Here is a 15,462-nt window from a genome sequence, read left to right as displayed (position 1 = left end):
TGGGGCTATTCAGTCAAGGGGGGGGCGCCTTTGTCCTTTTTTTCTCTTCATTCAGTTCGACATCTCGGCGTGCAATCAACCAGTACATAGCTGGGGTGACAATGCGGGAAAGCAAGGTTGAACTAATTAAACCTCCGATAATGATGATTGCAACCGGCGCATAAAGTGCTCCGCCAAGTATCGCCAGTGGCATTAATCCTCCAATTGCGGTCACGGACGTTAGCAATACGGGCAAGAAGCGTACTTCGCCTGCTTCTTCAATAGCTTCCCTTATCGGCATGCCGCGGTCACGCAACTGGGTTGTGAAATCCACTAACAATATCGAATTTTTAATCTCAATCCCGATAAGGGCGATAAAACCGATAATCGCCATGAAACCCAGACTATTGCCCGTTACGTATAGCGCGATAATGCCACCAAATGTACCGAGCGGGATGACACCGGCGACAACTATTGTTTCTCGGAACCTCCGGAATTCTGCGACTAAAACACCAAAAATGAGCAATAATGCTGCAGCGATAATCGGTCCGAAATTGCCAAAAGTTTCACCAATTGCTTCACTCTCCCCGCCCACTGAAAGATTATATCCATCCGGCAGCTTAATTTTACTCAACTTTTCGAGAGCCTTGTCGGTTATGGTTGCTGGCACGGCCCCGTAATCCACCTGCGCTGTTACGGAAACAGACCGCTCCAACTGATAGCGCTGGATTTGCGGCGGTACATTGGTCAGCTTTGGATTACTAACTTGTGACAGAGGTATAGGATCGCCGTTGCGGGTGGCGAGATAAATATCGTCGAGTGCCGAAATCGGGTGGGAGCCTTTGAGCGGTAATCGGACCGTGACTGGATAATTATCCCCTTCTGAATCGCGGAAATTTGCCGCCCGCTCGCCGCTAAGCGCAAGTCGGATAGCGCGGCGCGCTTCGCCAGCGGGTATATTCAACAATGCCGCCTTGCGTTCATCCAGCCCGATATCAAGATCAATTTTGTCGTTGGCAATCGGGTTTTTTACGTCCCTTGCACCTTCGGTATCGCGCAATATGTTGGCTACTTTACCCGCGAGGTCTTTTAACTCGTCCAGCTCTGAACCGGTAATACGGATCACTATGGGCGCTTCAATAGGCGCACCATTTTGGAAGAGCTCCAACTTTACCCGTGCGCCAGCGATCTGGTCAAATTGGGGTCTCAGACGCCCGACAAGTTCAGGCCCGTCCTTTGCGTCCCATTCATCCAGAACGGCAAGCACTTCTCCATAATTGGTGCGCTCCGCCCGGGGACCGATATTATAGAAAACCTGTGGATTGCCATTGCCAATATTTTCCGCCCGCACCTTGATGCTTGGCTCCCCTTCCAATATTTTGGTTACTTCCTTTACGGCTATATCGGTTTGATCGAGGCTGCTGCCTTGCTCGGTTTCTACCGAGACACGGAAATAGGGGGCGTCGGCAAAGGGAAACAAGGAAAAACCCATCGACGGTATCAGCGCAAAAGCAGACAGGCACAACACCAACGCGATGACGACAGTTTTCCACGGCGCGCCCAATGCCTTATGAAGCCATGGGCGGTAAAATGTCTGGATCTTATTATTAAGCCACTGCAGCGCGGCATTTCCTTCCGGATCTTCGTCGCGGCGAAGCATACGGCTGGCCAGAAACGGGATGAGCGTAAGTGAAATGATCAGGGATGCCGATACCGTTGCCATGATCGCAACGAAAAAGGATTGGGTATATGCACCTGCACCGCTAGGCAAAAACAGCAAGGGTGCAAAAGCAAATACCAGTACCAGCGTCGAACCGATTACCGCTGCCCGTATTTCCAGACTCGCATCAATCGCGGCCTGAAAACGGGTTTTCCCCATACGCAAATGGCGCGCAATATTTTCTGTTACGACAATAGAGTCATCTACCAAAAGGCCCAGAGAAACGATAAAACCGGCAATTGCCAACTGATTAAGATTATACCCCATGGCATAAATAACCAACAGCCCGGATGCCAAAGAAAGCGGAATGGAAATCATTACGATACCTGAAGCGCGTGGCCCTAGTGGTAGTAAGGTGAAAATGACCAGACCGATGGCTATGGAAAAATCTCGAGTCAACTCGCTCAAGCGCTTTTTAACATCGCGGCTCTGGTCAAATTGTTCCACTAGCTGAATATCCGAGGGTAGTATACTTTGTTGTTTTTGTAACTCGACATCCAACAGGGCCTTCAGCCTTGTGACATCGACGCCGTCCTTTTGCGTCGCTGTTATAAATATCGCCCGTTTGCCGTTATGCCGCGTCCGATAAATCTGTTCCGCAGCACCCCATTTGACGTCAGCCACATCGTCGATGATGAGCAGCGCTCCACCGGATGCGCGCAGCGGCAAGGCTTTTATGTCATCTAGATTGCGAAACGCACCGCCGGCCTCGACATTTAATCTGCGTCCACCACTCTGTACCGCTCCGCCGGCAAGTTCCACACCACCCCGACGCAGCGCATCTGCAACGGCACTTGGCGGAACTTTTAATTCGGACAATCGTGCTGGATCAATCTCCACACTGACTTCCGGTTGCGGCAATCCAAATATTTTCGCTTCACGGACACCGGTGTAGCGGCTCAGATTGTCTGACAGATCGTCGGCATATTTTTCCATCCTTCGCCACGAAGCATTCTCGCTGACGAGCGCCAATTGCACTACAGCTGCCTCGGTTGTGCGAACCTTTAGAAATTCGAGCCGTTGGAGATTATCGGGCAGTTGATCGCGAATGGCGGAAACTTCACGAACGACATCATCAAAATAGCCATCAACATCGCCGGACCAGTTGCTAAATTCCACATTGATGATCGTGCCTCCGTCGGTGCTAGTCGACTCAACCTCGACAACATCATCCAGTCCTTGCACGACGTCTTCAATCGGCTTTGCGACTGTCTCTTCCATGTCCTGTGCGTCGGCACCGGGTTGGACTGCGATAATATTAACAACCGGAATTGGGAAATGGGAATCAACCGCCCGCGTAATGTTCAAAAGCGAATTAATACCCAGCACTGCGAGGAGCAGAAACATCACCAAGGTTAATTGCCAGCGCTTTATGAAGAATTCTGCAAGCATCCTATTCGAAATTCTCGCACCAGATTATTACCGCGATCATTTCGCCGCACGGATCGGTTTTATACGATCACCGTCTCGCAGCTTTTCAACGCCGCGGGTGACAATAATATCGCCATCTTCCAGTCCCGCTGCAATTTCCAGGCTATCATCGGTGAGTTTACCAATCACGACATTGCGTTGCTTTACCCGTTTTTTGTCATCGACGACAAAAACCAGTCCTTCGCCTGATCGCACACCAAAGATAGCGGTCGCGGGTACTGCAATCGCGCCGTCATTGCCGCGCGCCACTTCAATATCGACTGTTCCCAGTTGTCCAGAACGCAGTTTGTCATTGGCAGGTAACAGAAAGCTTACTTCAAACGTTCCCGTTAGTTCGTCTGCACGGCCGTCTTTTTCACTCACCACAGCTTCGAACGGTTCGCTTGATATTGCAGAGACAGTGACCTTGGCGCGCATACCCACGCGAATGCGGGCTGCATCGGCATCGGTCAGTGGCACCTTGAGTACAAAGCCTTTGTCCGTTTCGCCGAGAACCATGACAGTGGTTCCTGCAGTCACAATCTGGCCGGTATCAATATTTCGGCTGAGGATAATGCCGTTGCTTGGGGCCTGAATTTGTGCGGTTCGGCTTGCAAAGCCGCTGGAGCTGACCCGTGCCTTGGCGGCACGCATCGCAGCTTCAGATTGTTCCAACCGCGATTTGGTGACCCAACCATCGGTATAAAGCGTCTGCATCCTTTCAAATTCAGCTTCAGCACGGTCGTGTTCCGCTTTTGCGGATTCTAGATCCGCAGAAACACTGCTGGCGTCAAGCGCAGCCAAAAGCATTCCGCGTTTTACTCGGTCACCCTCTTCATATCTGACGGAGGCGACTTTCCCTGACGTTGTGAACCCCAATTCCGTTTCACGGCGCAAGCGTATGGTGCCAGCGGACGTAATAGTTTCGTTTTGGCTTGCTGCATGGACAATAACCGTAGCTGCCGCAATTGGGTCACGCGCTTTTTGCGGTTGATCACTTTTGGCTTCGCCGCATCCCAGCAATAATATTGTTCCAATTAACGCCAGCGACTTTTGACTATATAATGCCATATCCGTGCAGTTGACCTCCCCCTTACCTCCCTCATAAGTCGCTAAACGGTGCTGACCAATAAAAAATGCAGATAATATAGAAAAAGGGTTGGATCATAGGATCGGCCCTTTTGCTTTTTCTATTCCTGTGGCCGATAAATTCAGCCTTCGGTGCCGATAATATCCTGGCCACCACCTCCGATAACCTTGTAAACGATGCCCGCCAATATGGCGCCGATAATCGGGGCTATCCAGAATATCCAGAGCTGCGAAAGGGCTATTCCGCCTTCGATCAGCGCAGGGCCGGTACTTCGAGCCGGATTTACTGAAGTATTGGTAACTGGAATACTGATCAAGTGGATCAGTGTTAGCCCAAGGCCAATCGCCAGTGGCGCAAAACCCGCAGGTGCGCGTCCGTCCGTTGCACCTAATATGATCATCAGGAAAAAGAAGGTCAGCAAAATCTCGATCGCAATGCCAGCACCTATGGCATATCCACCCGGGGATTTGTCACCTACACCATTGGCTGCTAGACCGTTGATCGCGAGGTCATAATCCGGATTTCCGCTTGCAATCAGGTATAAAACTACTGCTGCGGCAATTGCGCCGAGCACTTGAGCGGCAATATAGACCGGAATTTCCTTGGCCGGGAAGCGTCCGCCTGCCCACAGGCCGATAGTGACAGCGGGATTAAGATGACAGCCGCTAATATGTCCGATGGCATAAGCCATGGTAAGGACAGTTAGGCCAAAAGCGAGCGCGACGCCCAATAGGCCGATGCCTACATCGGGAAAGCCGGCGGCGATAACCGCGCTTCCGCACCCGCCAAATACAAGCCAAAATGTGCCGAGAAACTCTGCCAGTGATTTTTGAACAGCTGTCATATTCTTGTCTCCCTCAAGAAATGTAAGCAGCCTCCACTTGACTGCACTGTAATAATCTAAACCAAGTTGTTCAATTCACCAAATTTGTTGATGTAAATCTATGCAAAGCGTCCCTACTTGTGTTGGGCGGCGCGGATGAGCCGGTCATTTATAGCTGTGCCGATAGCATTAACGGGGATCGGCGCCACAGCGATGCGTGGGTGAACGCTAGCATCTGCGATATGCAGGGCAGCAAATAAATTTGTCGCAGCTTCTGCAAGGTCGCCTTGTGCTGACAGGCTTGTCTCACCGCGGATTGCGCCGAAGCCGATATGATATTCCTCTGGCCCGGCAGTTGTTGCATTCAGGCGCACGGGCTTTGACGGGGCGTAGTGGCTGGCCAATTGTCCCGGGGATTCTATCCCGCTATCTTGTTGAATAATCGGTTTCTTTCCAGCGCAATTTTGCAGGGCTTCGGCTGTGATCGGACCGGGGCGCAGAATCTGGTAATCGTCACCCCTTATAGCGATAATGGTTGATTCTATACCACTAGTGCTGGGGCCGCCGTCCAATATCATCGGCGCTTTGTCCGCTAGACTGTGTTTGACATGTTGCGCTGTTGTGGGGCTGATACCGCCGCTTTTATTTGCTGAGGGCGCGGCGAGGAAAAGCCCTGATGCTTCGAGTAGTTCTTGCATCAAAGGATGGGCCGGACAACGCAAGGCGATGGTTTCAAGGCCAGCCGTTACTGCTGGTGCAACCGGGCAGTCGGATGTTTTCGGGACGACCAGAGTTAATGGACCTGGCCAAAATTTTCTTGCGAACAGAGTGGCTAAATCTTCGAAGACACCTAATTGACGGGCGGCGGCCATATCGGGGACATGAACAATAAGAGGATTAAAGTCGGGACGCCCCTTCGTTCGATAGATGTCCGCTATCGCGCTGATATTGGTCGAATCGGCAGCCAAACCATAGACGGTTTCGGTGGGCACGGCGACGAGTCCACCCGATTGTAATCTTTCGGCAGCGGCGATTATTGCCTGCTTGCCGTAGCGTTGCCTATTATCTTCAATATGATTATTTGAGCGGGACATGATAGGGCGCTATAGCCCAGCGAGATAGCAAGCAATAGCGGATAGATTCAAGATGAGCTTTACAGCGCCCAGCAGAGAACAATATTTTATCCTGAAACATATCGCCAATATTGGCGCGCTTGCTGAGCATGAACGCTTTGCCGGTGCCAGTGAGGATATGGTGGAAGCGATTGTGAAAGGTATAGGCCAATTTGCGGCTGGAGAATTTGCTCCGATAAATCGCACCGGCGATACAGTGGGTGCCAAATGGAATGATGGCAGAGTGACGATGCCTTCGGGTTTTAAGGAAGCCTATAGCCGATTCGTCGAAGGTGGCTGGGCATCGATAGATGGTCCAGAGGAATTTGGCGGACAGGGGTTACCCTATTCATTGTCAGCTCTAATTCTGGAAACTTGCGGAGCAGCTAATTTCGCTTTCACTCTATGCCCGATGCTTAGCTTTGGCGCGGTTGAAGCAATTCATGCTCATGGCAGTGATGATCAGAAAGACACCTATTTGGCCAAGCTGATCTCCGGTGAATGGACCGGAACGATGAATCTGACCGAACCACAGGCCGGTTCCGATGTCGGTGCACTGCGTTCCACTGCCGAACCGATTACCGCAGGTAAACATGCCGGAAAATATAAGATTAAAGGCCAGAAGATATTCATTACCTTTGGCGAGCATGACCTGACCGATAACATCATCCATCTGGTATTGGCCCGCACACCGGGAGCGCCAGAGGGGACGCGCGGTATATCCTTGTTCATCGTTCCCAAATTCCATCTGGATGTTGACGGCAATCCTGCTGCGCCCAATGATGTGACCTGTGTGTCGATTGAACATAAGCTCGGCATTCACGCGTCTCCGACTTGTGTTATGGGATATGGTGAAAGTAATGAATGCATCGGCGAGATGATCGGCGGCGAATTTGGCGGCATGATAGCCATGTTCACGATGATGAATAACGCGCGCATCAATGTAGGCTCGCAAGGCGTTCAGATTGCCGAACGCGCTACACAATTGGCCATTCAATATGCGACCGACCGGATTCAGTCCGCGCGGGCTGGCAGCGGCAGCAAAGAATCCGTTGCGATTATCGAGCATCCTGATGTTCGCCGCATGATCTTGCGCAGCAAGGCGCTGACGCAAGCAGCGCGGGCATTGCTTTATTATGCCACATCGCATGTGGATGGAGCCAGTTTGGGCATAGAAGGCGCGAAATCACGCGCGGAAGTCTTGACACCACTGATCAAAGGATATGGCACGGACATTGGCAATGAAGTTGCCTCATTGGGTGTGCAAGTGCACGGCGGCATGGGCTTCATCGAAGAAACCGGAGCGGCCCAGCATTTCCGCGATGCGCGTATCGCGCCGATTTACGAAGGCACTAACGGCATTCAAGCGGCAGATCTTGTTGGCCGGAAGCTTGGTCTCGACGGTGGCGATGCGCTGATGGCGCTGATTGCCGACATTAAGGTAGAGGCGAAAGATGAAGACGGGTTGATGACGCTCGCCATAGCAGTTGAAGACATTGCAAAATGGATGGCAGGCGGCGAGGCTTCGCTAGATGACCGGCTGGCCGGCAGCTATGCGTTCATGACCATGATGGCGACCGCGACATGCGCGATGCTGATGAAAAAGCAGGAGCGCATTGCCGAGACAGAGCTTGCAGATGGCAATGATCCATTCCTGAAAGCGAAGCTGGTGACGACCCGCTATTATCTGGATCATCTCGTCCCCGAAGCTATGGGCCTGAAAGCGGCTGCAATGGCAGGTGCGGATATTCTGTATCGCCTCAACAGTGAAGAGCTGGTCGCCTGATATGGTGGATGAAGAGACCATAGCTGCGCTCCAACGGATTGCAGCTGCTCTGGAGCGTTTATCGCCTATTCCTTCAACCTCCACAGATATACATAGTGGAGCGGCTTTTCATTGGACTGGGAAAGCCATAGAGGCGATTGACGGTTTCGTCCCGATCGGGCTGGATATGCTGACCGGGATTGATAACCAGAAAGCCCAGTTGCTTGAGAATAGCAAACGCCTGGCCAATGGTTTCGCGGCCCATGATGTATTGCTTTGGGGCTCTCGCGGCATGGGTAAATCGGCCCTTGCCAAGGCGGTTGTTGGGGAATTGCAAACGACCGACATGAATATTGCGATTGTCGAGGCAAATGCCGATATGCTGGCAAACTTGCCCGATCTTTTTGCGATTCTGGGTAAATCCGATCGGGCTTTTATCGTATTTATTGATGATATCGGATTTGACGAAGACAGTGCTGCACCGCGTTTATTGCGTTCTATATTAGAAGGCGGCGCGGCGGCGCGGCCGGAAAATGTGCGGCTATATGTGACGTCGAACCGGCGGCATATTGTGCCGCGCCAAATGTCCGAGCAGCATGATCCGATCAATCCCCGCGATGTGGTTGATGACAAGCTGGCATTGTCGGACCGCTTTGGTTTACGGCTAGGCTTCCACGCGGCGTCACAGGATGACTATCTGGCTATGATCAATCGCTATGCAGATTTTTATGGGCTGGCGTTTGAAAGCGAAGATGCGCTTCTTTGGGCCAAGCAACGAAGCGGTCGGTCGGGACGCGTCGCTTGGCAATATATTGTCGAGTTAGCCGGGCGTGCCGGAAAGTCGCTAGCCTAGACTATTTGGTCGGCGCTTTTGTTTTTGGCGCCGCCTTTTTTGCTCCAGCCTTCGATACACGCCAGATTATGCCGCCAACATCATCGCTCACTAACAGTGCGCCCGTCTGGTCAAAGGCGACCATCGCAGGCCGACCGCGTGCTTTTTTGTCATCATCGACAAAACCGCTCAAGACCGTCTGCGGTTTGCCTTGCGGTTTTCCTTTGGCATTGAAATCAACATAGACGACGTCATAGCCGGATAACGGTTGCCGATTCCAAGAGCCATGCCTTGCGATAATCGCGCCGCTGTCAAAGGGCGCACCCAAAGCCTCACCGTTCGAAAATGCTAAGCCTAAAGGTGCTACATGGGCACCGAGGCCGTAATCTGGACGCCGTTCATATTGACGATGATCAAGGTTTTTCGGTTCTACGCGGGGATCGACATGCCCGCGCCAAAAATGCCATGGCCAACCGTAATGGGAGGCAAATACAACCTCGGTCAGATAATCCGGTACCATATCGCTGCCAAGCATATCACGCTCGTTGACGACGGTCCAAAGCTTGCCGGAAACCGGTTCATAGGCGAGGCCGACGGGATTGCGCATGCCATCCGAATAGATAATTTTTTCGTTGGTCGCCAATTCAACCTGCAGGACAGCGGCGCGCTCTTTCTCGGTCTCTATCCCGTTTTCACGGATATTACTGTTGGAGCCAACAGCAACGAAGAGATATTTACCATCAGGACTAGCGACCAGATTGCGGGTCCAATGGTTATTCGGTGCCTGTGCATTGAGGTTGGCGACCTTGCGCCCCTCTGCGGCGATTTTTGTGTCACCGACAGCAAAAGGATAGGCCAGAATCTCATTGGTATTGGCGACATAAAGCGTGTCTTCGATCAGCGCCATGCCAAATGGGGAGTTGAGATTTTCAAGCAGTGCGAATGTTTCATCCACCTTGCCGTCCGCATCGCTATCACGCAGTAAGCTGATCCGGTTGGCAGATGCTGTGCCAGCACCGGCCTTGCTCATCAGGTTGCGCATGATCCAGCCTTCGATACCGCTATTGGTCCGGGGGGGGCTGTTGGTTTCCGCAACCAATATGTCGCCATTGGGCAGACGCAACATAGAGCGCGGATGGTCGAGCCCTTCTGCAAAACGTTCGACGGTCAGCCCTTCTGCGGCCACGGGGCCTTCGCCGGCAGTCCAGGGACTGGCTTCCGCGATGTTAATGGTCGGAAAATTCTCTTTCCGGACATCGGTCATCGTCGGCTTCACACCGGTGGTTGCCTCTAATGGCAATCGGGCGTCATCGCCGCGGGTGAAATAATAGCCTGCACCAATGGCGATCAGGATGACTAATATGGTGACATTGCGAATATGTTTTAGCATTTAACAGTAATAGGAAACCCAGCCTATTATGACAAGCACGCGATTAGCATGGCGTTTGTCAGGCAAATTTGCAGGAACGCCGGTTCAGAGGTCAAAATACCAGATAGCAAGAGCGATTAGGCCACCTGCTGCCAATCCGGCGAGAAATCCGATGGAAGGCTGTCCCAGCATACCGCCGCCTATGGCTCCAATTAAACAACCGGCCGCGAGAAAAATGCCACCGGCGCTTTTGTTCGATCCTTTTTTGGGGGTTTGGCCTTTTGTCATATTGGTCCTTGTTCGATCATTGTTGCGATTCGGTGCAATGCCACGGCCCGATAGGCTTGACCAGAACTGTCTCTGGCACAAAGAATAAGCTTTTGTTCACCATCGCCTTTGACGGAATTTCCATTCCTGCTCTTTAACAATCTCCCTAACGAGCGTGACCGCCTAGCGTCACTTTCTAACATAGGAGCCTGTTGTGCAATTACCCGTATTTATAGACTCCACCAATTTCTTCGATGCCGAACAGCTGATCTCCAATTTTGGTGAAGAAGCTGGTCTGGAAGCTGCGAACCGGGCTGATAAAAGCCGCGCCGTGGGCAATCATATCCACTATTGTAAATGGCGGCAGGTCGAACGCCTCTGCGTCTTTCTATCGATCGACCAATCTATCGGCACGGTACATTAACCCACTGATATAAAATATATTTCTGTTCAGTCTATCGTTTCGGGTTGCAGATAATTTGCGCTGTGCCGCCCGATTTCACGCTGCAATTGGGTTTGCCGTCTATCTGGATCATGCCGGTGCCGCTGTTTGAAATCGTGGCTTCTTTTTCGACAAAGACATGACTGCTGGCCGGTCCGCGTTGAACAAGGTCCAGAGTTCCCAGTTTCAAGCCCGAACCATCCAGCATACTGGAGCCGAGCAGTTCAATCCGGCCTTTCTTGGCCTTCCCGGCAATGACGATCTGACCGCCGCCATTCATCGCGATGTTCAACGTGTCGCTATCGACATCATTTATCGTCAAAACCCCGAATCCAGACAAGCGCACCCGTGGATCGCGGCCTCCCAGCTTGTCCAAAGAAACGGTGCCTGACCCCGAATGGGTCACGCTATTGATAAGATGGCTGCTAAGCGTGACTGTCACCGGTTCCTCCTTGGAAAAACGACTATCATCTCCCGCTTTTGGTTGTACCGATATGATCAACTGGCTGCCGTTTTTACGCAGCGAGACCCGGTCCAATATCTCTCTATTGGCCGCTTCTGCACTGGCAGATACGCCGCGGTCGGTGGATATGAACACGTTGATGCTGCCGATAATGCGGACATCTTCAAAGCTGGAAATGGTAAACTTGCGCTCCGCCGCCTGTGCGGGCGCGTGGATTGCCGCAAAAATAAATAGCAATATGACATAAAGGTTTTTCATAACGGTCTTGCTTCTCCAAATTCCATCCATCCCAGCCATCGGGGTGTTTTCGGGGCATAATGCCCATCATTATCTCGTAATGCGAAGCCTTCTGCTTCAAATGTTTTCGATACAGGACGGTGGAGGTGACAACCGCCTGCAATATGTTTCCACACGGGTTCAATCCGCTCTTGCCATTTTTCCGGGCCTCTGTCGGGCGCGCGGCCATGTTCCAAAAACAGAATCTTGCCGCCCGGTTTCAAAACCCGCCGCATTTCGTTCAATACCTGCTTACCATCCTGAACCGAACAAAGAGTAAATGTTGTGAGCACCGTATCAAAACTGTCGTTGTCAAAGGGCATGGCTTCACCAATACCGTTCAATATATCCATTTCAAACCCGAGCGCTTTGGCTTCGCTGCGCGTATAGTCGAGCAATTCTGCGGAAGGATCGAGCCCCGTCAGCTTATCGACTTTTACACGGTCATAAAATTGCAGGTTGATGCCGCCGCCGCAGCCGAGCTCTAGCACTTGGCCCTGCGCTTTGGGAACAATCTTGCTGCGATCCTTCATCACTTCTGGTTGTGAGCAGGCAAATTTTATCAGTCGGGGAACGACATATTTGTTCCAAGGATTAGGCATAGGGCAGCATCCTTCCCGAAAACGGCCAAAAAACTGGTCCAAAATTCACACAAATCACAGCCTCTTTTGGGCGAGATTGCTGGGATAGCTTTCCGGCCCTCCAATCTGCCGCATATATATTTTGATCGTCTTGTCCTAACATGACCATCGCCCCTCAAATTCTTGGCATCAGGCTAGCAGAAGATAATTCAAGTAGGAAAGCGAAATCAGATGATCGTAAAGACCATCAAATTACTGGCTGCAGGTTACATTACCCGATCCAACGATTTTGGTTTTGCATCTCGCATCGCCATGAATGCGGATATCGCCTGACCCAACGATCTTGGCATCAACGGTACCGTCCGATGACAAAACCACGTCTCCGCTACCGGCAATTTTTATGGCGGCGGTCGCAGCACTTAATTCTTTGCTGCTGACATTGCCGGAACCGGCCAGTGAAATTGTTGCTTGTTTAGCGGTTCCGGCCATTTTGAGATCTCCCGAACCGGCAATTTTTGCACTGAGCGATGCGGTCGCTACTTCGGAAATGGTCATGTTGCCGGATCCCGTAACACTTAAGCTGGCTGCTTCGCTATCCATTCTCTCGACTGTCATATTGCCTGATCCCGCGAGTTTTGCGTTTTTTAGGGATGGCGCGCTGACATAGATAATCGCTGAACCGGAACTTCCACTCCAAATCTTCCCTTCATTTTCGCGCCCTATTTTTAGTTGCCCGTTGCTATTTTTGTAGCGCAATTGTTCCAAAACATCGGCATCGCCTTCTGCACGGATCGTATATTCCTGGCCGGTGGTGAAGATGATATTATCGGGCCCAGCCAGTGTCAGGCCTTCAAATTCGCCGGGATTTGTGTTTGTCGAACCAATTTCAATACCATCGGGAAAACTACTCTTTCCTACATTGTCGACGGCACTGGCAATCGACCCTTCACAGGCTGCGAGGGCGAGAAAGGGAATGATGTATAATAGCTTTTTCATAAATATCCTCCAATGTGTATTGTATAAATAATACAGTATGGAGGGCCTGTTAGCAACAGTTCAGTTGATGTTGGAATTTTCTGACATTAAGACAGGAGTGCAACGGGATCGAATATGATTGCATGATTTATGCTTATCTCTAGTTTGGGTGTGACCCCGAAATATCGAAACCGGGCAAATAGGTTCAGCACAGGATAATTACAGACTTTTTGATGCTCAAGGTTGCCAGTTACAATATTCACAAGGCTGTCGGAACCGACCGGAGACGCAATCCCGGCCGGATCATCGAAGTGCTTAACGAGATTAATGCGGACATCATCACATTACAGGAAGCAGATCGCCGCTTCGGCGCACGGGCGGCAGCAATCCCATCGCTGTTACTTGAACAATATAGCGATTATCGTGCCATACCTCTTGACGTACAAACCGATTCCATGGGCTGGCACGGTAACGCGATATTGGCGCATAAATCGGCACGAATAGTGGCCCATGACGTATTTCACATTCCTTATCTGGAACCGCGCGGTGCCGTCATGGCGCAGATAGAGGTTCATGGCCTCGATCTCACGATATTCGGCATGCATCTCGATTTATCGGGTTTGTGGCGCCGACGCCAAGCAGCCGCCATCGTGAAGCTGGCGCAGCAACATGGGCAGGACAGATCGACGATTTTAATGGGCGATCTGAATGAATGGAGCGCATCAGGTGGATGTTTGAATGATTTTGGACGGGTCTATAATCTCGTTGAATGCGGCCGTAGCTTCCACTCGCGCGGACCGATAGCCAGTCTTGACCGGATCATGCATTGCGATCAGCTAAAGGTCATAGAGGGCGGCGTCCATGACAGTGCCTCGGCGCGCAAGGCATCGGATCATCTGCCAGTTTGGGCGCAATTTTCCAAAGCATAGCGGGCGGCATACGGAGCATTACGGATAGCTAGCCGAGGCCCTGAATGCGATAGGTCCAACCCTGTCTCGCAATTTAATGCTAGCTGCAAGGAGCCCCCAAATGTCCAATCAAACGGCCAAACCCACTTTGTCGACCAAGCCTGAGAAAACAGGGCAAGAAACCGGTCATGACCTGATTGTCAGCAAGTCTATTCCGCTAACCACGCGGAGCGGGTTTGAATTCCATGTCCGGCCTGTCGCGCCTTCTGATGAAGAAGAACTTGCGGCTTTTTTCAAGCATGTGAGCAAGGATGATTTGCGCTTCCGGTTCCTATCGTCAATTTCGGAAGTGGGTAAAGAAATGTTATCTTACCTGATTAATGTCGATCATGATCATAAAGAGGATTTCCTCGCTCTCGATATTGATGATAAGACCATTATCGCCAGTGCTATGCTCGGCGCGAATGACGATAAGTCCGTCGCTGAAGTCGCGATTGTCGTGCGTAGCGACTATAAAAATCGCGGCATGAGCTGGACGATGCTTGAATATGTCGCAAAGGAAGCCAGAAAATCAGGCATCAAAAAACTGCAATCCGTTGAAAGCCGGCAAAACCATGCAGCGATCGAACTGGAACGCGAAATGGGATTTACGGCCAAAAGCTGTCCTGGTGATGCGACCTTGATGTTGCTAGAATTTGATCTGACGGCGAGCAATCCTTAGGCCCCAACGACTTAAGCGGAAAAATTTGGCTAAAATCTGGCCTCTAAAATCTAGATTGCCGGATTTTAGCCAAATACTCATGCCTCATATTTTTCCAGCATTTTGGTGAGCGGTTCCGCATCATGGGGACCAAAGTCCTTTGCGATTTCTGCAGACAATTGCTTGCTTGTTGCCGGGCCGATATATTGGCGGATCATACCCAGTGCGCGGGGTGCCGCGACAAGGATCAGGCCGTTGGTACTATCCTTCATAAGCAGCTCCATGCGCTCCGCAGCCTCGCGGCTGAAACGGTCTTCCTCCTGCTGATGCAGGTCGGTCTGTTCATAAGCACCTTTGCGCGGACTACTGCTCTGCGCGTTGCGACCAGCTCTGTCATCGCCCAATTCCGATGATTTGAACCTCGGGTTTTGATGCTCTTCGACCAGTTCCAGAGAGGGTTTAAAGGCTTCTCCGATATTGCGGAAAATCGACATGCGTGATCCATCGACTGCGACAATAAAACTGCCATTACGTACTAACATATTTTTCTCCTAAGCTGAATGTTCCGGACGATACTGGCGTAAGGCAAAGCAAGTTGCCGACCGGACTGTGATATTATCCGATTATGAGGACATCAGCTTTCCTCGCGATAGGTATTGTTACGGAACCGAGACAGGAAATCCTGAGGTAGGGAGGCGTTTGCCACAAAGATGATGGGGCTCCGCGTAAATACGTAAAGACAAATTCCGC

General features: G+C 51.4%; 15 protein-coding genes. 5 read left to right on the top strand and 10 right to left on the bottom strand.

Features of this window, described 5'->3' with window-relative positions:
- Window positions 1-13 precede the first annotated feature (13 nt).
- The 4 genes from V7676_RS11215 to V7676_RS11200 all read right to left on the bottom strand — a co-directional run bounded on the left by V7676_RS11215 (window position 14) and on the right by V7676_RS11200 (window position 6,116).
- On the bottom strand, window positions 14-3,091 hold the full coding sequence (locus V7676_RS11215; RefSeq protein WP_335659797.1) for an efflux RND transporter permease subunit: 3,078 nt from the start codon (window positions 3,089-3,091) through the stop codon (window positions 14-16).
- A gap of 36 nt (window positions 3,092-3,127) precedes the next feature.
- Window positions 3,128-4,180, bottom strand: a complete 1,053-nt coding sequence (locus tag V7676_RS11210; protein ID WP_335659796.1) for an efflux RND transporter periplasmic adaptor subunit — start codon at window positions 4,178-4,180, stop codon at window positions 3,128-3,130.
- A gap of 140 nt (window positions 4,181-4,320) precedes the next feature.
- Window positions 4,321-5,043, bottom strand: coding sequence for an aquaporin Z (aqpZ, locus tag V7676_RS11205; RefSeq protein WP_335659794.1), 723 nt, complete (start codon window positions 5,041-5,043; stop codon window positions 4,321-4,323).
- Between the two features lie 113 nt (window positions 5,044-5,156).
- Window positions 5,157-6,116, bottom strand: a complete 960-nt coding sequence (locus tag V7676_RS11200) for an L-threonylcarbamoyladenylate synthase (protein WP_335659793.1) — start codon at window positions 6,114-6,116, stop codon at window positions 5,157-5,159.
- Window positions 6,117-6,168: 52 nt separating this feature from the next.
- Here V7676_RS11200 and V7676_RS11195 point away from each other — a divergent pair, with 52 nt between their 5' ends.
- Together V7676_RS11195 and V7676_RS11190 are read left to right on the top strand one after the other, a co-directional pair.
- Complete coding sequence (locus tag V7676_RS11195) at window positions 6,169-7,920, top strand: acyl-CoA dehydrogenase (protein WP_335659792.1); 1,752 nt, start codon at window positions 6,169-6,171, stop codon at window positions 7,918-7,920.
- A gap of 1 nt (window position 7,921) precedes the next feature.
- Window positions 7,922-8,752 (top strand): ATP-binding protein, encoded by an 831-nt coding sequence (locus tag V7676_RS11190; RefSeq protein ID WP_335659791.1) that lies wholly within the window; start codon window positions 7,922-7,924, stop codon window positions 8,750-8,752.
- A 1-nt stretch (window position 8,753) separates the two neighbouring features.
- On the opposite strand, the gene V7676_RS11185 is transcribed toward V7676_RS11190, so the two are convergent.
- On the bottom strand, window positions 8,754-10,121 hold the full coding sequence (locus tag V7676_RS11185; RefSeq protein WP_335659790.1) for a PQQ-dependent sugar dehydrogenase: 1,368 nt from the start codon (window positions 10,119-10,121) through the stop codon (window positions 8,754-8,756).
- A gap of 84 nt (window positions 10,122-10,205) precedes the next feature.
- The gene (locus tag V7676_RS11180) at window positions 10,206-10,388 is read right to left on the bottom strand and encodes a hypothetical protein (RefSeq protein WP_335659789.1); all 183 of its coding nucleotides are present in this window, start codon (window positions 10,386-10,388) and stop codon (window positions 10,206-10,208) included.
- Between the two features lie 193 nt (window positions 10,389-10,581).
- On the opposite strand from V7676_RS11180, the gene V7676_RS11175 reads away from it, so the two are divergent.
- On the top strand, window positions 10,582-10,791 hold the full coding sequence (locus V7676_RS11175) for a hypothetical protein (RefSeq protein ID WP_335659788.1): 210 nt from the start codon (window positions 10,582-10,584) through the stop codon (window positions 10,789-10,791).
- Between the two features lie 31 nt (window positions 10,792-10,822).
- Here the strand turns inward: V7676_RS11175 and V7676_RS11170 are convergent, their stop codons facing one another.
- The 3 genes from V7676_RS11170 to V7676_RS11160 all read right to left on the bottom strand — a co-directional run bounded on the left by V7676_RS11170 (window position 10,823) and on the right by V7676_RS11160 (window position 13,125).
- Window positions 10,823-11,530, bottom strand: coding sequence for a GIN domain-containing protein (locus tag V7676_RS11170; protein ID WP_335659787.1), 708 nt, complete (start codon window positions 11,528-11,530; stop codon window positions 10,823-10,825).
- The gene (locus V7676_RS11165; RefSeq protein ID WP_335659786.1) at window positions 11,527-12,150 is read right to left on the bottom strand and encodes a class I SAM-dependent methyltransferase; all 624 of its coding nucleotides are present in this window, start codon (window positions 12,148-12,150) and stop codon (window positions 11,527-11,529) included. The genes V7676_RS11170 and V7676_RS11165 overlap by 4 nt, the downstream gene beginning before the upstream one ends.
- Before the next feature lie 231 nt (window positions 12,151-12,381).
- The gene (locus V7676_RS11160) at window positions 12,382-13,125 is read right to left on the bottom strand and encodes a head GIN domain-containing protein (RefSeq protein ID WP_335659785.1); all 744 of its coding nucleotides are present in this window, start codon (window positions 13,123-13,125) and stop codon (window positions 12,382-12,384) included.
- A gap of 212 nt (window positions 13,126-13,337) precedes the next feature.
- Here V7676_RS11160 and V7676_RS11155 point away from each other — a divergent pair, with 212 nt between their 5' ends.
- Both V7676_RS11155 and V7676_RS11150 read left to right on the top strand, forming a co-directional pair.
- Window positions 13,338-14,033: an endonuclease/exonuclease/phosphatase family protein gene (locus tag V7676_RS11155; protein ID WP_335659784.1), complete on the top strand. Its 696-nt coding sequence runs from the start codon at window positions 13,338-13,340 to the stop codon at window positions 14,031-14,033.
- Between the two features lie 100 nt (window positions 14,034-14,133).
- Window positions 14,134-14,733: a GNAT family N-acetyltransferase gene (locus V7676_RS11150; RefSeq protein WP_335659783.1), complete on the top strand. Its 600-nt coding sequence runs from the start codon at window positions 14,134-14,136 to the stop codon at window positions 14,731-14,733.
- A gap of 77 nt (window positions 14,734-14,810) precedes the next feature.
- Here V7676_RS11150 and V7676_RS11145 read toward each other — a convergent pair whose 3' ends face one another.
- The gene (locus V7676_RS11145; RefSeq protein WP_335659782.1) at window positions 14,811-15,254 is read right to left on the bottom strand and encodes a host attachment protein; all 444 of its coding nucleotides are present in this window, start codon (window positions 15,252-15,254) and stop codon (window positions 14,811-14,813) included.
- Window positions 15,255-15,462: the final 208 nt, after the last annotated feature.

Origin of the sequence: Parasphingorhabdus sp., assembly GCF_036963805.1 — a bacterium.
Lineage (GTDB): Bacteria > Pseudomonadota > Alphaproteobacteria > Sphingomonadales > Sphingomonadaceae > Parasphingorhabdus.
Note: the sequence above shows the minus strand (reverse complement) of the source record. Positions and strands in the feature narration are given on the sequence as shown.